The organism is Gemmatimonadales bacterium (genome assembly GCA_036500345.1).
GTDB lineage: Bacteria > Gemmatimonadota > Gemmatimonadetes > Gemmatimonadales > GWC2-71-9 > Palsa-1233.
The window spans coordinates 236,190-253,992 of record DASYCE010000007.1; the positions used below are offsets into that span (position 1 = coordinate 236,190).

Consider the following 17,803-nt stretch of genomic DNA (forward strand, 5'->3'; position numbering starts at 1 on the left):
GTCAGATCATTTCCGCCGACACGACGGCGCTCAGCGACACGCCGATTTCGATTTCATCGTCGCCGGCCGGATGGAGGAACGCTTCATAGGCCGTCGGATGCGTGTCGACGCTCGACGGTGTGCCGACGACTTCGGTCCCGTCGCGAAGCAGCAGGCGGACGGGCCGCAGTTCGTTCTGCGCGACGGTGAGCAGCGACACGAGGGCCGCGGAATCCATATCGGTAATCTACCCGATCGCCTGTGCGGCGGCGTGACTCGTGGTGAGCACCCGGCGGAGGAATTCGCCGGTGTGCGAGCCGGGCGTCGCGGCCACGTGCTCGGGGGTCCCCTGTGCGACGATCGCGCCGCCGCGGACGCCGCCTTCCGGCCCCAGATCGATGATCCAGTCGGCGGTCTTGATCACGTCGAGGTTGTGTTCGATCACGACGACCGAATTCCCCTTCGCCACCAGCCGGTGGAGGACATCGAGGAGGAGGCGCACGTCCTCGAAGTGCAACCCGGTGGTGGGCTCATCCAGGATGTACAACGTCCGGCCGGTATCACGCTTGGCGAGTTCGGTTGCGAGCTTGACCCGCTGTGCTTCGCCGCCCGAGAGGGTCGTTGCCGCCTGCCCGAGATGGAGGTAGCCGAGGCCGACATCGTTGAGCAGATCGAGTTTCTCGGCGATCCGCCGCTGGGCCGAGAAGAAGTCCAGCGCATCCTCGACCGTCAGCTCGAGGACGTCGGCGATGCTGCGTCCCTTGTATCGCACCTCGAGGGTTTCGCGATTGTACCGTCTCCCCTTGCAGACGTCGCACGGCACATACACATCGGGAAGAAAGTGCATCTCGATCTTCACCAGCCCATCCCCCTGACACGCCTCGCAGCGGCCGCCCTTGACGTTGAACGAGAAGCGGCCGGGGCCGTAGCCGCGGATCTTGGCATCGGGAAGCTGCGTGAAGAGCTCGCGGATCGGCGTGAAGAGTCCGGTGTAGGTCGCCGGGTTCGACCGCGGCGTGCGCCCGATCGGCGACTGGTCGATATCGATCACCTTGTCGAGCGCGTCGAGGCCCTCGATGCGCGTGTGCGCGCCGGGGATGAGCTTGGCGTGGAAGAAATGGCGCGCCAGCGAGCGGTAGAGAATATCCGTGACGAGTGTCGACTTGCCCGAGCCCGACACTCCGGTGACCGCGACGAACATGCCGAGCGGAATCTCGACGTCGAGATTGCGAAGATTGTTCTCGCGCGCGCCGATGATGCGGAGCTCGCGGGCACCGGCTCGCGGCCTGCGCGGTGATGGGACCGGGATGCGCAGCTCGCCGCGGAGGTAGCGCGCCGTCAGCGATTCCGGATGGCGAGCCACTTCTTCCACACTTCCCTCGACCACCACTTCGCCGCCAAAGCGCCCGGCTCGCGGGCCGAGATCGACGACGTGATCTGCGGCGCGAATGGTGTCCTCGTCGTGCTCGACGACGATCACCGTGTTGCCGAGATCGCGCAGCCCGCGGAGCGTCTCGAGGAGGAGCGCGTTGTCACGCTGGTGGAGCCCGATGCTTGGCTCGTCGAGGATGTAGAGCACGCCGACGAGTCGCGACCCGATCTGCGTCGCCAGCCGGATCCGCTGCGCCTCGCCGCCGGAGAGCGTCCCCGCCGAACGCCCGAGGGTGAGGTAGTCGAGACCGACATCGCGCAGGAACGAGAGTCGCTCGACGACTTCCTTGAGGATCGGTCCGGCGATGTCGGGGTCGACCATTCCTCCCCCGCCGCGGCCCACCGGAATCTCCTTGAAGAAATCCACGGCATCGTTGATCGGAAGATCGACGACCTCGCCGATGCCACGCCCCGCCACCATGACGGCGAGCGATTCGGGGCGTAGCCGCCGCCCGTGACACGCCGGGCATGGCTGCTCGACCATGTACGCTTCGAGCGCCTGTCGAACGGCGTCGCTGCTGGACTCGCGATAGCGCCGAGAAAGATTGGCGAGGATTCCTTCCCACGGTCCGTCGACCGACCGGCCTTTCGCTCCACTCTCGGGAGCGTAGTGCAGCGTCTTCCCGGGTGCGCCAAAGAGGAGCGCCTTGCGCGCGGCGGCGGGGAGCTCGCCCCACGGCGCCGCGAGATCGAAGCGGAACGCCTTCGCCAGCGTCGGCAGGACGACTTTTCGCAGGTAACCGGTCGGCTCGCCCCAGGGGAGAACGACCCCTTCGACGAGCGAGATGCGCGGGTCGCCGAGCACCAGTTCCACATTCGGAATGCGCGCCGTTCCGACGCCGTGGCACTCGGGGCACGCGCCGAAGGGCGAGTTGAATGAGAATTGCCGCGGCTCGAGCTCGGGGAGCGAGAGGCCGCAGACCGGGCAGGAAAACTTTTCCGAAAAAAGCCGCGTCTCTCCCGGGATCGGCTGCCCCGAGCGCGCCCCGGACCCCTGGCGGACGACTTCGACAATTCCTTCCGCCGCCCGCAGCGCGGTCTCGATCGAATCGGCGAGCCGCGCCCGATCGGCCGGATTCACCACCAGGCGATCGACCACGACGGCAATGTCGTGATTCTGGCGCCGCGACAACGGCTTTGCCTCCGATAGATCGATGGTGGTCCCGTCGATCCTGACACGAACGAAGCCCTGCTTCCGAAGGTCGTCGAGCAGCTCCTTGAATTCGCCTTTGCGCCCGCGGACCACGGGGCCGAGAATCTCGATGCGAGTGCCGGCTGGCCAGGAGAGGACGGTATCAGCGATCTGCGTGGCGCTGGAGCGGGAAATCGGCGTCCCATCGTTGGGACAGAGGGGAATCCCGGCGCGGGCCCACAGGAGCCGCATGTAATCGTAGATCTCGGTCACGGTTCCGACCGTCGACCGGGGATTCTGTCCCGTGGTCTTCTGCTGAATGGAAATCGCCGGCGAGAGCCCTTCAATCGAATCGACGTCGGGCTTTTCCATCAGGCCGAGGAACTGCCGCGCGTACGCCGAGAGCGATTCGACGTAGCGACGCTGTCCCTCGGCGTAGATCGTGTCGAAGGCGAGCGAGGATTTACCCGACCCCGAGAGGCCGGTCACGACGGTCAGGGCGTTTCGCGGAAGGCGGACACTGACGTTCTTGAGATTGTGCTCGCGCGCGCCGCGGACGGTCAGGTACTCTTCGGGCATAGCCGTGAAGAGTACAGCGGACCGGCGTCGGGTGCTGCGGTCTCCCTTCGTCAGGCCCGACCCTTGCTGCAAGGACCCCAATGCTTGAGCTCTACCGCCCGTCCGCCAGAGCCAGTGTTGCCGTGGCGATCCTGATCGCCTGGACGGCGTCGTTGGGGTGGCTTGGCAAGCGCCAGCTGGGCAAGTCCGAGGAATCAACGCTGTCGGCCGAGGCGACGCTCCGGCTCGCGCCGGCGACAACCTGGTACGCGATCACCGCCGGTCCGGTCCAGATCGGTTACGCCGGAATCACGTTCGACACGTTGTCGCCCGGCTACCGGGTCACCGAGGCAACGGCGATCGAGATGCCATCGGCGTCGGCGACCGAGCGGGTGACCCGGCGGACGGTGGCGTGGCTCGCGGCGACGCTGGAACTGCAGCGGATGGAATCGGGACTTGGCGTGGGCGGGCACCACAGCGACTGGAAGGTCGAGGTGAGCGGCGACACCGTCACCACCCGATTCCTTTCGGCGACTTCGCGCGCCCAGGGTAGTGCGCGATTCAGCGAGGCTCCCACCGCTGCCGTCGCGATCCCCTATCGGCTGGCGCTGACCGACGGGCTGGCTCCGGGACGGACTCGCACCATTGCACCGATCGACGGCTGGCCGCCGTCAGTCCGGGTCATTGCGGTCAAGGCCGAAGGTGATTCGGAAATCCGATTCGCCGACAGCACTGTCGCAACACCGGGTGGAACCGGACGGGTGGCGGTGCATTTCGATTCGGTCCGCGCAGTGTCAGTGGCGGTCGATGCCGCGACCGGACCGGTCAGGATCTGGATCGATCGACGCGGAGTCGTCGCCGGCCTCGCTCGTCCTCTCGGCGTGCGATGGGTGCGCACCGACTTCGACCTCAGCACCACCAACTTTCGCGACGCGCTTCCCTCACACGTCGACACCATTCGCACGGCACTCCCCGAGCTGGGCCGGTACGCCGCCCTTCCGGTCGCAGACACCGGCATGATGACGCGACGGTTCGTGGTCTCCCATCGCGATGGATCAGCGGTCGACGATCGACTCCTTGCGATGCTCACGGGCGGTCGACAGCAAGTGCGCGGTGACACCATCATCGTCCAGCGGATCGGGACGGGACACGATCAGCGCACATCCGACACGGTTCCCGATCCGATGATCCAGGAACACGCCGGCTTGATCGTGAGCTGGGAACACCGCCTGGTGGGCGGACCATTCACGGCGCAGCGTCTTCCGGCGCTGCTCGCGGCGGTCCGTGCGGCGATCTCCATAGACACGTCGATTGACGCCGCCCAGGATGCGCTCGGCACGCTCGCAGTGCGGGCTGGTTCACCCGACGGGATCGCCAGATTGATGGTCGCGGTGCTTCGGCGCGCCGGGATGCCGGCGCGCTACGTGGTGGGCGTCTATCCGCGCGGGACGGCGTTGTTGACCCATGCATGGGTCGAGGTGTGGGCGCCGCAGAACGGCGGGTGGATCGGGATCGATCCCGCATCCGGAAATTTCGCCAGCACCGGATTGATCCGCCTGGCGTTCGCCGGCTCAAGCCGCCCGGAGGAGATGATGATGCAGCTGGCCAACGCCCGCGTCGATACCGCGAGCGCCGGAGGTTTGCCATGATCAAATTGCAGAAGGTGGTCAAGCGCTACGGGCGGTTCGAAGCGGTTCGCGGCATCGATCTCGAGATCCGCAGCGGCGAACTGTTCGGGTTGCTCGGTCCCAACGGCGCCGGGAAGACGACGACGCTCCGGATGATCGCCGGGATCCTCGCCCCGACGTCCGGCCGCATCGAGATCGCCGGCATCAATGTGATGCGCAAGCCGATCGAGGCGAAGGCGAATCTCGGATTCATACCCGACCGTCCCTTTGTCTACGACAAGCTCACCGGCGCGGAGTTCCTCCGGTTCACGGCGGCGCTGTACGGACAGGACGGCGATGAAGTCGAGCGGCGGCTCGACGGGCTGCTCGATCTCTTCGAGCTGACGCGGTGGAAGAATGAATTGACCGAGTCGTACAGTCACGGCATGCGGCAGAAGCTCATCATCGCCAGTGCGCTGGTGCACAAGCCGAAGGTGATCGTGGTCGATGAGCCGATGATCGGGCTCGATCCGAAGAGCGCGCGACTCCTCAAGCTGATCTTCCGCCGGTTCGTCGATCGCGGCGGGACGGTGCTGATGAGCACGCACACGCTGGAGATCGTCGAGGATCTCTGCGACCGGATCGGCATCATCCGCCAGGGAGAGCTCGCGGCGTGCGGGACGCTCGACGAGTTGCGCCACGGCGCCGCATCCCAGGATGCCGACCTCGAAGAATTGTTCCTGCGCCTGACCGGCGGCCATGTCGACCACGATCTGGACCAGGTCCTTGGCTGATTCGACCGGACCAGCGCGACAAGCGTCCTTCCTCGAGGTGACGTCGCCGAAGTGGCGGAGCGCCTGGGCGCGCTTCCGCGCGCATCGCGGGCAGACGGTGACGTGGCGCAACGTGCTCCTCGGCTCGGCCGGGGTGATGTTCTTCACGGCGACGTTCTGGATCGCGTGGCGGCTGGTGTCCTATTTCAAGGGGGTTCCGGAAATCGGCCCGCTCCTCGCGAGCAAGATGCTCTCGCTGGCGCTCCTCGCCTTCACCGCGATCCTCCTCCTCTCCAACCTGATCGGCGCGCTCTCCACCTTCTTTCTCGCGCGCGATCTCGACATGCTGGTCGCGGCACCGCTCGAGTGGGGGCGGTTCTATCTCGCCCGGCTGGTCGAGACGGTGGTGCATTCCTCGTGGATGGTGGCGCTGCTCTCCGTGCCGCTGCTCACCGCGTACGGGATCGCATGGCACGGCGGACCGCTCTTCCCGCTGGTGGTGATCGGCGCGCTGGTGCCGCTCCTGATCATTCCCGGCGTGATCGGATCGGCGATCACGCTGCTCCTCGTCAACGTCTTCCCCGCGCGGCGGACCCGCGACATTCTCGGCCTGGTCACCGTCCTCGCCGCCGGCGGACTGGTCATCTTCATTCGTCTCGCCGCTCCGGAGCAGCTGGCGCGCCCGGAAGGGTTCCGATCGCTGGTTGATTTCATCGCGGTCCTGCGGACACCGTCGCACCCGCTGTTTCCCAGCGAGTGGGCATCGGCGATGATCATGAACTGGCTCAGCCGAGTGGGTGATCCACTCCCGATCGCGCTGCTCTGGACAACCGCCGGTGCACTGGTCGTGATCGGTGCCTCATTGCATCGGCGGTGGTACGTCCAGGGGTTCGCGAAAGCGCAGCAAGGCGCGGATCATTTCGTCTGGGGCGCGCGCTGGAACGCGGTGGCGCGCCGCCTGCTGGTCGGCATGCCGGCGATGCGGCGCGAATTCGTCCTCAAGGACTTGCGCATCTTCTTCCGCGACAGCACCCAATGGAGCCAGCTGATTCTGCTGGCGGTGCTGGTGCCGGTGATGCTGCTCAACGTACAGATGCTGCCGCTGTTCAGCGGCGAAAAGGTGCCACCGCTGCTGGTGATCGCGATCATCTTCGTGACCCAGGGGCTGGCGGGGTTCGTCATCGCGGGGACCGCAGAGCGCCTGGTCTTTCCGTCGGTGTCGCTGGAAGGGCGCCAGCTGTGGCTGCTGCGGTCGTCGCCGCTTGATTCCCTGGCGATGCTGCGCAGCAAGTACCTCGTCGGCGTGATGCCGCTGCTCATCCTCGCGTTCACGCTGACGATCACGACGAACCATCTGCTGCACGCGTCGGACTTCATGATGATCGTGAGCGTCTGCACCGTCGTCGCCTACACCCTCGCCGTCGGCGGCCTCGCCCTCGGCATGGGCACCTTGTTCCCGCAGTTCGAAACCGAAAATGCCGCACAGATTGCGACGTCGCTCGGCGGACTCGTCTTCATGCTCGTCGCGGTGACACTGCTCGTGGCCGTGGTGATGCTCGAGGCCCTTCCGGTGACCGAGGAATTGCGCGCCCGGCAGGCTGGTGCGGCCGGGATGTCGGTGTCGCCCGAGGGATGGTGCGCGTTCGCCGCCGTCGCTGCACTCTGTCTCATCGCCGGGATCGTCCCGTTCAAGCTCGCGCGCTCGCGCCTGGAATCATTGGAGATCTGACGCGCGAAAAGGCGTACCGCAGCGCATCACAACGCGCCCAGTTGACACCGCTCACCTCGACATCCTCCTGCGTGCCCCGGCAAATCCGCCGGTCGCCGCCCTTTCCAGGAGGACCCCATGTCGCGCCGTGTTGCGTTGCTCCTTGCCCTGACCCTGAGCGGAACCGCCTGTTCCGATCCCAGCCTTCCCACCGGATCGGCACCACCCCTCGCCGCCTCCGTGACCGTCGCTTCGACGGCGCGAGCCGCTCGCGAAGCGCTGGCGCGGACCGTCGCTGTCGCACTGGCCGACCCGGCGACGCGCGGGGCCGTCAAGCGATTGCTCGACGCGTCAACCGCACCCGAAGGGAAGCTGCAGTTCCAGGCGCTGGTGCAACAGCAGTCCAGCTGGTTCGTCGGCGCACTGACCCGCGCCGGCGCCACCACGCCGCAGCAGTTGCTGAGCGAACTCGATGCGGCGCGAGGATTGGAACTCTATCTGCCGGTTGCCGCCCAGCGCCGCGCGTGGACCGGCGACGCGCGGTATCTCGTCGGGACGATCGGCAACGACGGAGAGATTCCCGTCGGCTTCGGACCGGACGGAAATCCGGTTGCACTCGACCCGCGAACGCCCCCCGATATTCCGGTGATCGCGCTGGTCCCGCAGGAGACGGATTTCACGCAGGGCCGTCCCGCCAACATGACGGCGTGCACTGAGAGCTGCCCCGACAACCCGGGTGTCGGGTCCGGCGGCGGCTGGACACCGGGAAGCTCCGATCCGCCGAAGGCCCCGACGGTTCCGGGGGTTTACCTGGTAGAGAGCCATTTCACCGACTCGCACGAGGGGTGGCTCAAGGGAACGCCCGAATACGAGTACCACGTCTACGGCATCGACGACAACGGCGCGTCGGTCCTGCTGTCGTGTACCGGCGAACATGCCGGTGGACCGTATACCTGGGATCAGAACAGCGCGGAGTGGACCGGGACGGCGTTGCTGCTGGCAGACTCGGTATACAACCAGTATCAGGTGAAGCACCCCGGAGCACCGGTGCGCATCGTGGCCTGGGAAGATGACGATGAAGCGTGCGTCGACCACGCCGACGCGACGGGCGTTTCCGCCCTGATCACCGCGGTCGACAATGCGTACAACGCGCTCACCAGCGGCAAGAGCGATCCCTGGTACCAGCGCGGCCTGCGGGGCGCGCCGTCGATCTTCTCGCTCTACAAGGCGGTGCGGAACGTGATCCTGACCAATGACGACTTCATCGGGAACGCCGTCGACGCGTCGATCACCGGCGATGCACCGAACGGCGCCAACTGGGTGCTGAAGACCGGCGGCACGTTGACGTCGGGATGGTTCACGACGGTGCGGATGCCCTAACGGCGCCGCACAACGCGGCCGGCGCTACGGCGCGGGCCGAACCGCCACACCGCATCCCGGGCAGAATGCAGCGTCGGATGGGAGCGACCGGCCGCATCCGACGCAGGCGCCCTCGCTGGTGACGAGGCCGGAGCCGCAGATCGGGCAGAACGCCGCTTCGGGGAGATCACAGTGTCCGTGCACGAGGCAATGGACCGCGGCGTCGCGTGGCTCGAGCGTCGCGACCGCGATCAAGGCGTACTTGGCATGCAGCGCCGCGTAATCGGATTCCGAGAGCTTTCCGGTGGCGCGGTCGAACTCGATTTCCTTGAGCGCGAGAAGCGCCTGGCCCCGGGGCGTCTCTTCGGGGTCGGGAATGTCGAGATCGACCGGCCGCATCGTGGTGGGCGCAAGGATCGGCTGGAGCACCAGCCAGAGCAGCGCGATCCCGATGACCGCCGCTGCGATCGGTTCGAGATAGGTCACGACTCCACGTCGTCGAGCGCACGCCGCAGCCGCTCGAGTTGCTCCGCGTCGGGCGATCCCGGCGGTGCCGCGGTGCCGTCACCGCCGGCCGCCGCCAGTGCAGGACGCTGTCGGGCAGCGAGCCACGCTGCGAGCGCCAGCGCAACAGCAGCGACGAGCAGCCCGGGAATGAGATAGCCGGCGAGGTTGAAGCCTCGTGCCGGCGGCGACATCAACACTTTCTCGCCGTACTCCGGCTGCGCCACGAACCACGCGAGGATCTGATCCGCGTTGGCGCCCTGCTGCACCTGCTGCACGACCAGTCGATGCATCTCCGGGGAGAAGGTGCAGGAGAAATCGGTGGTGCGGCAGGTGTAGACATCAAGCGTGCACCCGCAGGAGCAACGCAGGCGCCGCTCGATCGCGACCACGCCGGGATCATTGTCGAGCGGGCCCAGCGGGCGGCTCATCCCGCCGATCGGCGCGACCAGCGTGTCGGCGGCGACTCGGCCAGTATCAGGGCGCTGGGCGAGCTTCGGCGATTGGGACCGCGGCCCGCGCACCGCCGCCGGAACGAGGCCGGCCGCGGTGAATCGCAGGAAACTCCGCCGGCTGACGATCATTCGGAAACTCCCGCAAGCGGCACCGCGTACCCGGCCTGCGGCGCGAGACGCCGGCGTGGCGTCTTGAGCTGCGGACCACCGGGCCACATCGTGATGAGGCCGCCCAGGACGAGTACCGCGCCCCCGATCCAGAACCAGCTCACCAGCGGATTGATGATCAGCGTGAACCGCGCGCGCTCGGTGCCGTCCGGCGAACCGGCATACACCACGTAGAGATCCTCGCGAAGATCGCTGCGGATCCCGACCACGGTGGACGGCTCGAACGTGGGATTGTCGAATGAGTCGACGTACTGGCGCCGCTCGGATTCGATGGTGCCGATCAGCTTGCCGTTGCGTCGCACCTGCAACGTTGCCGCGGAGACCTGGCGATTCTGGCGCTCATACTGCGAGACGCCGAGGTGCGTCAACTGGTAGGTATGACCGAACGGCGAACGCAGTTCTACCGTCTCACCCGGCGAGAGCACTGCCTCCCGCTTCACCTGGAAGGCGAGACCGGTGAACGCGACGAAGTAGATCACCACGCCCACATGGACGATGTAACCACCGTACCGTCGCCGGTTTCTGGCGATCAGATGGACCAGCGCCGCCGGCACGCCCTCACCGTGCAGCGCGATCCGGGCGCGAATGCCACGGTAGAATTCCTGCCCGATCGTCCCCACGACAAAGCCGCCGAGCGCCAGCGCCATGATGGCGTAGACGTCGCGCATCCCAGCACCGAGCAGCGCCGCGGCGGTTACTCCCCCTGTCGCGAGCGGGACGATGAATTGCCGGCGGAGGTTCGCGGTCGACGCCTTGCGCCACGCGATCAGCGGCCCGATGCCGGTCAGCGCGAGGAGAAAGAGACCGAGCGGAACATTGACGCGATTGAAGAACGCCGGGCCGACCGTGATCTTGGTGCCGCGCACCCATTCCGAGAGAATTGGAAAGAGCGTACCCCACAGCACCGAGAAGGCGATGCCGACCAGCGCGAGATTGTTGAAGAGAAACGCCGATTCGCGGCTCACCAGCGACTCGAGCTGGACCTCGGCCTCGAGCATCGGCCAGCGGGTATAGAGCAGCGTGAACGACACGACCGCCGCCACCAGGAGGAGCGCCAGGAAGAAGTAGCCGATGTCGGACTGGGTAAACGAGTGGATCGAGGAAATCGCCCCCGACCGCGTGATGAAGGTTCCGAAGATCGACAGCAGGAAGGTGCCAATGATCAGCGACACGTTCCATCGCTTGAGCATCCCGCGCTTTTCCTGGATCATCACCGAGTGAAGGAACGCGGTCAGCGTGAGCCACGACAGGAGCGGTGCGTTCTCGACCGGGTCCCACATCCAGACGCCGCCCCAGCCGAGTTCGACGTACGCCCACCACATGCCGAGCGTGATGCCGATCGAGAGGAAGAGCCACGACGCCAGCGCCCACTTCCGCATCGCGATGATCCAGCCGGTGTCGAGCTTGCGGGCCAGCAGCGCGGCGATCGCGAAGGCGAACGGAATCGTGATGCTGATGTAGCCGAGATAGAGCATCGGGGGATGCATCACCATCCCGGGGTTCTGCAGTTGCGGATTCAGGCCGCGGCCATCGGCCGGCGTAAATGGCAGCCGCTCGAACGGTGACGCATGTCCGAAGAGCATCACCGCAAGGAAGAACGCGATCACCAGATTGACGACCGCCGCGACGTACGGCAGCAACGCCCGGTGCCGCGACGATGTCAGCGCCTGGGCGAGCGCGCCGAAAATCGAAAGGATCACCGCCCAGAAGAGGAGCGAGCCCTTCTGTCCTGCCCAGAACGCCGACACGAGATAGTAGGTCGGGAGATTGCGCGACGTATACGAAGCCACGTACTCGATGTTGAAGTCGTGGCCGAGAATTCCCTTCCAGAGCGCCGCCGACGCCACCAGCAGCGCCGCACAGATGGCATACGATCCGCGGGTCACCGCGGTGGCCAGGACCGGTCGCGCTCTCCAGTTCCCGAACAGGCCGATCGCGGCACTCCAGCATCCGAGCAGCAACGCCGCCCAGAGTGCAAAGGTCCCGAGAAATGTCATCGGTGCATCAAGTGGACTTGGGCTGGTCCTTCCATGCCGCTTCGTACCGTGAGCCGCACTTGGCGATCACGTCAGTGGCGTGGAAGACTCCGTCGCGTCCGAGCTTTCCCGGTACGACGACGTCGATATCGTTCGCGTCGGTGAAGGTGTCGGGAACGAGACCGACATAGGTGACCGGAAAGGTGCGGATGCCATCGCTGATGGAGAAATCAACCCGCTCGTGCGCCGGATCACGATGGATCGATCCCGGCACGACCTTCGCGCTCACCTTGACGCCGACATCGTAGAAATGCGGATCCGAGGCGCTGCGCGCAGCGAGTTGCGTGGGGGTGAGAAAGTAGGTGCCGGTCTGCTTGATACCTTCGGTGATCATCAGCACTACGCAGGCCACAATCACGGTTGCACCGACTGCGAACTTCGTCCCTGGCTTCATGGCCCGGAATATAGTGCCGTGGTGCGCGCTAGCGTGTCCGCGCCCGACCGTCCGCAACGCCGCCCGGCCAGCTCGCCCAGGCGAGTGCGGTGTCGACTGCGCGGCGCCATTCACGGCGTGCCTGCTCCCGCCACGACGCGTCCCGCCGTGGCTCGAACACCGTTGTTTCCCCGCTCTCGGCTGCCGATGGGAGCGACGCGCCGATGCCGATGGCGGCGAGGCGGGCAGCACCCAGCGCGGTGAGTTCGATCGCGGCGGGGCGCTCGACGGGAATACCCAGCAGGTCGGCCTGGTACTGCATCAGCCAGTCATTCTGCGCCGCGCCGCCATCGACGCGCAGCACCGTGACGCCCCCCATGACCTCGACGAGATCCGCGGCGCTGTGCGCAATCGCTTCGAGCGTCGCCCGGACCAGATGTGCCCGGCCGACGCCTCGCGTCACACCGGTGATCACGCCGCGCGCCTCGGCGTTCCAGTGCGGCGCCCCGAGGCCGGCGAGCGCGGGGACGAAGGTCACGCCACCTGCGTCGACGACGCTCGCCGCGAGTGCCGCAGTTTCGGCGGCGCTCTCGATGAGACCAAGACCATCGCGCAGCCACTGCACCGCCGCGCCGGCAATGAAGACACTCCCCTCGAGTGCCCATGCGCGCGCGCCAGAGCGGTTCGCCGCGATGGTCGCAAGGATCCCGGGCGCGGGTGCGGGAGGGTTCGCGTCGCCGCTGTGGCGGAGAAGAAAGGCCCCGGTCCCGTAGGTGATCTTGCTCGATCCCGGCTCGGTGCATCCGTGGCCGAAGAGCGCCGCCTGCTGATCGCCGGCGAGCCCGGTGATCGGGATCGGCGTGCCGAACCACGTCGCCTCTGCCAGACCGACGTGTCCGGCGCTCGGCACCACCGCCGGAAGGATCGCGCGGGGAATACCAAAGAGCTCGAGCATCTCGTTGTCCCAGTCGCCGGTCGCGAGGTCGGCGAGCAAGGTTCGCGACGAATTGGTCGGATCGGTCACATGCACCGCGCCACCGGTGAGTCGCGCTATCAGCCACGTCTCCACCGTCCCGGCGCAGAGCTCGCCGCGAACCGCCCGGCGCGCAACATCGGGATCGCGCAGGAGCCATTCGAGCTTGGTGGCTGAGAAATAGGGATCGAGCAGCAGGCCGGTTCGAGCGCGCACCCGCGGTTCGACCCCGGCGGCACGCAGCCCGGCGCAGCGCGTGGTGGTGCGCCGGTCCTGCCACACGATCGCCGGGGCGATCGGAGCCAGCGTCTGCCGGTCCCAGAGCACCACGGTCTCGCGCTGGTTGGTGATCCCGATCGCCGCGATCGCGACACCCGCCGCAGCCAGCGCGTCCCGTCCCGCCGCCACGGTGGCCGTCACGAGGATCTCCGGATCATGCTCCACCCAACCCGGCGACGGATACGACTGCGGAATCTCGCGATAGCCGCGGCCGAGGACCGTCCCGTCGGCGCCGAAGACGAGCGCCGTCGAGCCGGTGGTTCCCTGATCGAGCGCGACGATATTGGGCATTGGAGTCCATCGCGAAGATAGCAATCCGCTATCTTTGTGGGTGCCTTATTCAACCTTGCTCTTTGACCTCACCGACGACGGGATCGGGCTCGTCACCTTCAACCGTCCCGACAAACTCAACGCCCTCAACGCGACGGTCATCGCCGAACTTGGCGCCCTGATCCAGGACGCCTCCCGCGACGATGGCGTACGCGGATTGATCCTCACCGGAAGCGGCCCCAAGGCGTTCATCGCCGGGGCCGACATCTCCGAGCTGGCAGAGGTCAATGGCAGTGAAGGGATCGATCTTGCGAAGCGCGGTTCGCGGGTCCTGCGGGAAATCGAGCGGCTCCCGAAACCGGTGATCGCTGCCATCAACGGCTTTGCCCTTGGCGGCGGCTGCGAGCTTGCCATGGCGTGCCATATCCGGCTTGCCGCGCCCAACGCCAGGTTTGCCCAGCCCGAAGTCAAGCTGGGGCTGATCCCGGGATTCGGTGGCACCGTGCGCCTGCCGCGACTCGTCGGTCGTGGCCGCGCCACCGAGTTGCTGATTTCCGGTGCGATGATCGACGCCGAGGAAGCCGCGCGCATCGGGCTGGTGAACCGCGTCGTCCCCGCCGAGTCGCTGGTGGATGACGCGCGCGCGCTGATGCGCACCATTCTCGCGCAGGGTCCGCTGGCAGTGCGGCTCTGCCTGCAGGCCGTCGACGGCACCCTCGACCGTCCGCTCGACGAGGCGCTGGCCCTCGAAGCGAAGCTCTTCGGCGATGCCTGTGCCAGTGCCGACAAGGCGGAAGGCACGCGGGCGTTCCTGGAGAAGCGACCCGCGGTGTTTCGCGGTCGGTGACCCGGTGCGGGCAGTCTCGCTCGTGGTGCGGTCGTTCCGGAATCTTGCCGACGCCACGATCGACCTTCCGGAATCCGGCATTGCGCTGGTCGGGCCCAACGGCCAGGGGAAGACGAACTGTCTCGAGGCGCTCGCCTATCCGGTCCTCTTCCGGTCGGTGCGCGGTGCTGCAGATCGGGAGATCCCGCGATTCGGCGGACCGGGATTTCACGTGGCCGTCACGACAGATGCCGGCTCGACGATCGCCGCAACATACGCCGCGGCGGAACGCAGGAAGCGAATCGCAGTCGACGGCGAGGAGCAGCCGACGATCACCGCCGCCATCGGGCAATGGCTGGTGGTGGGCTTCTTTCCCACCGACCTTGCCCTGGTGCAGGGCGGCGCGTCGGAGCGGCGGCGCTGGATCGACCGGATGCTGTCACTCGCCGATCGCGAGTACCTCGATGCGTTGCTCCGGTATCGCTCTGCGCTGGCGCAACGGAACGCGGCGCTGCGTCACGGCGATGCGGCAACAGCGGTGGCGTTCGATCCTGCGCTCGCGCGCGGCGGTTCGTTCGTGACGAGCCGGCGCCGGCAGTGGGTACGCAGTGCCGACACGACCTGGCGGCAGGAGCTCGACGCGCTGGGCGAAGGAACGCCGGTGGCGCTGCGGTATCGCGGCGACGAGGCACTCGAGGACGCCGCCGCATGGGAGGAACGATTGGAGAGTGCGTTGCCGCGAGACCTGCAGCGGGGACAGACCCACGTCGGCCCGCATCGCGACGACGTCGTCCTCGGCCTCGGCGGCCATGCACTGCGCGACTACGGATCGACCGGTCAGCAGCGCTCGGCCGCTGTGGCGCTGCGCCTGATGGAACTCGAGACGCTCGCGACGTCACGTGGCGTCCGCCCGACGCTGCTGGTGGACGATGTCTTTGCGGAGCTCGATGTCGACCGGCAACGACGGCTCGCTGCGCGGCTCGCGGCAAAGCCGGGACAGCGGATCGTCACCGCACCGCGCGCAGCCGAGATCCCGACGGAACTCGATCTCCCCCGGTGGACGATGCACCACGGCGTCCTCCGTGCCGGTGAAGGGACCGCGGCGTGAAGGAGACCAAGGGCCCTCTCCCGATCGGCGATGTTCTTGGCACTTGGATCGCGCGGCACGGCATGGCGCGGCGCTTCGACCTGGTCAACGCCGTCGAGGCGTGGCCTGACGCCGTCGGTCCGCAGATTGCCGCTGTCACCCGGGCGATCTCGGTCGCGCCGGACGGCACCTTGATGGTTCGCGTGACGACGCACTCCTGGGCCACCGAGCTCGGCTTGATGGCCCCGCGGATCCTGGCCCGGCTCAACGGGTCGAAACGTGGACGCGTGCTGCACATCCGCTGGCTGGTTGGTCCGCTCGACCGACCCTGAACGGCTTACTTGCGAGGAACGATGGCGAACGACACAGCACCGAACGGCGACTACGGCGCACAGAGCATCACCGTGCTCAAGGGACTCGAGGCGGTCCGCAAGCGCCCGGCGATGTACATCGGGTCGACCGGCGAGAACGGGTTGCACCACCTGGTCTACGAAGTGGTCGACAACTCGATCGACGAAGCGCTGGCCGGCTTCTGCGATACGATCGACGTGTCGATCCACAAGGACAACTCGATTACCGTCACCGACAACGGCCGCGGCATCCCGGTGGATATCCATCCCACCGAAAAGATCCCCGGCGTCGAACTGGCGCTCACCGTCCTGCATGCCGGCGGCAAGTTCGATCGCAACTCGTACAAGGTGTCGGGGGGATTGCACGGCGTCGGCGTGTCGGTCGTCAATGCGCTGTCGGAAAAGGTCACCGTCACGGTCGATCGCGACGGCGCGCGGCATCAGATGTCGTTCGTCCGCGGCAAGACCACGCAGAAGCTCACGGTGATCGGCATCGCGGCCGGGACCGGGACGACGGTCACGTTCAAGCCCGACCCGCAGATCTTCACGGTCCTCGAGTTTTCGTGGAGCACCCTTGCCGACCGCCTGCGGCAGCTCGCATTCCTCAACGGCGGCCTCAAGATCACGCTCACCGACGAACGCGGTGACGAGCCGCGCAACGAGACCTTCTACTACAAGGGGGGCCTCGTCGAGTTCGTGTCGTGGCTCAACCGCAACAAGAAGGTGCTCCATCCGAAGCCGGTGCACTTCTCGGCGACGCGCGATGATGTCGACGTCGATATCGCGCTGCAGTACGAGGACGGCTACAACGAGAACACCTTCACCTTCGTGAACAACATCAACACCCACGAGGGTGGCACCCATCTCACCGGGTTCCGGTCGGCGCTGACGCGGACGATCAACGAGATCGCCAAGAAATCAAATGCGCTGAAGAAAGCCGATTTCACCCTCAGCGGCGACGACGCGCGCGAGGGACTCACCTGCGTCATTCACGTCAAGGTCCGCGAGCCGCAATTCGAGGGACAGACCAAGACCAAGCTCGGCAACGGCGAGGTCGAGGGGATCGTGCGCACCGTCGTCAACGAACACCTCGGCAATTATCTCGAGGAGAATCCGGGTGTCGGTCGCGCCATCATCGAAAAAGCCGTGAGCGCCGCGCGAGCCCGCGAAGCAGCGCGCAAGGCCCGCGATCTGGTGCGCAAGAAATCCGGCCTCGAGAACGCCGTCCTTCCCGGCAAGCTCGCCGATTGTTCGCTCGACGACCCGGCGATGTGCGAGCTGTACCTGGTCGAGGGTGACTCGGCCGGTGGCTCGGCCAAGCAGGGACGCGACCGCTCGTTCCAGGCGATCCTGCCACTCCGCGGAAAAATTCTCAACGTCGAGCGCGCCCGCATCGACCGGATCCTCGGCAATGAGGAGATCCGGGCGATCATCACGGCGATCGGCGCGGGCGTGCGCGAGGACTTCAACATCGCCGACGCACGGTACCACAAGATCATCCTGATGACCGACGCCGACGTCGACGGCGCGCACATCCGGACGCTGCTGCTGACCTTCTTCTTCCGGCAGATGCCGGAGCTGATCGAGGCAGGGTTCATCTACATCGCTCAGCCGCCGCTCTATCGCGTCGCGCGCGGGAAGGAAGAGTACTACGCCTACACCGAGGAGGAGCGCGGCGAGTTTCAGAAGCGGCTCGCCGAGGGCGCCAAGGGAAATGTCGGCGTGCAGCGCTACAAGGGGTTGGGCGAAATGAACCCCGATCAGCTCTGGAAGACGACGATGGATCCGAACACGCGGACGATCCTCCGCGTCACGCTCGAAGACGCGGTCGAGGCGTCGAAACTTTTCGACGAGTTGATGGGCGACGACGTGGAGCCGCGCCGGATGTTCATCGAGGCGAACGCGAAGTTCGTCAGCGTACTCGACGTCTAGCGC

15 protein-coding genes are annotated in these 17,803 nt (G+C 66.6%); 8 read left to right on the forward strand and 7 right to left on the reverse strand.

Going from position 1 to position 17,803, the window contains the following annotated elements; translation table 11 throughout:
• Nucleotide 1 precedes the first annotated feature (1 nt).
• Both VGM20_03750 and uvrA read right to left on the reverse strand, forming a co-directional pair.
• Nucleotides 2-217 carry a hypothetical protein gene (locus tag VGM20_03750; GenBank protein HEY4099972.1) on the reverse strand — a complete coding sequence of 72 codons (216 nt, stop codon included), beginning with the start codon at nt 215-217 and terminating at the stop codon, nt 2-4.
• A gap of 9 nt (nt 218-226) precedes the next feature.
• On the reverse strand, nt 227-3,121 hold the full coding sequence (gene uvrA / locus VGM20_03755; protein ID HEY4099973.1) for an excinuclease ABC subunit UvrA: 2,895 nt from the start codon (nt 3,119-3,121) through the stop codon (nt 227-229).
• A gap of 80 nt (nt 3,122-3,201) precedes the next feature.
• Between uvrA and VGM20_03760 the strand changes: the two genes are divergently transcribed.
• From VGM20_03760 to VGM20_03775, 4 genes are all read left to right on the forward strand, one after another.
• Entirely contained in the window at nt 3,202-4,749 is a 1,548-nt protein-coding gene (locus tag VGM20_03760; protein HEY4099974.1) for a transglutaminase-like domain-containing protein, read from the forward strand.
• A complete protein-coding gene (locus VGM20_03765) occupies nt 4,746-5,501 on the forward strand; it encodes an ABC transporter ATP-binding protein (GenBank protein ID HEY4099975.1) in 756 nt (251 codons plus the stop codon). Before VGM20_03760 ends, VGM20_03765 begins: the two co-directional genes overlap by 4 nt.
• Before the next feature lie 37 nt (nt 5,502-5,538).
• Complete coding sequence (locus VGM20_03770; protein ID HEY4099976.1) at nt 5,539-7,209, forward strand: hypothetical protein; 1,671 nt, start codon at nt 5,539-5,541, stop codon at nt 7,207-7,209.
• A 117-nt stretch (nt 7,210-7,326) separates the two neighbouring features.
• Complete coding sequence (locus tag VGM20_03775) at nt 7,327-8,568, forward strand: hypothetical protein (GenBank protein HEY4099977.1); 1,242 nt, start codon at nt 7,327-7,329, stop codon at nt 8,566-8,568.
• A 24-nt stretch (nt 8,569-8,592) separates the two neighbouring features.
• On the opposite strand, the gene VGM20_03780 is transcribed toward VGM20_03775, so the two are convergent.
• From VGM20_03780 to glpK, 5 genes are read right to left on the reverse strand one after another with little or no spacing between them, the layout of a single operon-like run.
• The gene (locus tag VGM20_03780; protein HEY4099978.1) at nt 8,593-9,033 is read right to left on the reverse strand and encodes a zinc ribbon domain-containing protein; all 441 of its coding nucleotides are present in this window, start codon (nt 9,031-9,033) and stop codon (nt 8,593-8,595) included.
• A complete protein-coding gene (locus tag VGM20_03785; protein HEY4099979.1) occupies nt 9,030-9,635 on the reverse strand; it encodes a cytochrome c-type biogenesis protein CcmH in 606 nt (201 codons plus the stop codon). The genes VGM20_03780 and VGM20_03785 overlap by 4 nt, the downstream gene beginning before the upstream one ends.
• Entirely contained in the window at nt 9,632-11,671 is a 2,040-nt protein-coding gene (locus VGM20_03790) for a cytochrome c-type biogenesis CcmF C-terminal domain-containing protein (protein ID HEY4099980.1), read from the reverse strand. Before VGM20_03790 ends, VGM20_03785 begins: the two co-directional genes overlap by 4 nt.
• 7 nt (nt 11,672-11,678) lie before the next feature.
• Nucleotides 11,679-12,104 carry a cytochrome c maturation protein CcmE gene (locus VGM20_03795; GenBank protein HEY4099981.1) on the reverse strand — a complete coding sequence of 142 codons (426 nt, stop codon included), beginning with the start codon at nt 12,102-12,104 and terminating at the stop codon, nt 11,679-11,681.
• Nucleotides 12,105-12,132: 28 nt separating this feature from the next.
• Complete coding sequence (gene glpK / locus VGM20_03800) at nt 12,133-13,626, reverse strand: glycerol kinase GlpK (GenBank protein HEY4099982.1); 1,494 nt, start codon at nt 13,624-13,626, stop codon at nt 12,133-12,135.
• A gap of 40 nt (nt 13,627-13,666) precedes the next feature.
• On the opposite strand from glpK, the gene VGM20_03805 reads away from it, so the two are divergent.
• From VGM20_03805 to gyrB, 4 genes are read left to right on the forward strand one after another with little or no spacing between them, the layout of a single operon-like run.
• A complete protein-coding gene (locus VGM20_03805; GenBank protein ID HEY4099983.1) occupies nt 13,667-14,452 on the forward strand; it encodes an enoyl-CoA hydratase-related protein in 786 nt (261 codons plus the stop codon).
• 4 nt (nt 14,453-14,456) lie between these two features.
• Nucleotides 14,457-15,539, forward strand: a complete 1,083-nt coding sequence (gene recF, locus VGM20_03810) for a DNA replication and repair protein RecF (GenBank protein HEY4099984.1) — start codon at nt 14,457-14,459, stop codon at nt 15,537-15,539.
• Nucleotides 15,536-15,850, forward strand: coding sequence for a DUF721 domain-containing protein (locus tag VGM20_03815; GenBank protein ID HEY4099985.1), 315 nt, complete (start codon nt 15,536-15,538; stop codon nt 15,848-15,850). Before recF ends, VGM20_03815 begins: the two co-directional genes overlap by 4 nt.
• A 21-nt stretch (nt 15,851-15,871) precedes the next feature.
• Nucleotides 15,872-17,800, forward strand: coding sequence for a DNA topoisomerase (ATP-hydrolyzing) subunit B (gene gyrB / locus VGM20_03820; protein ID HEY4099986.1), 1,929 nt, complete (start codon nt 15,872-15,874; stop codon nt 17,798-17,800).
• The last annotated feature ends 3 nt before the right edge of the window (nt 17,801-17,803 follow it).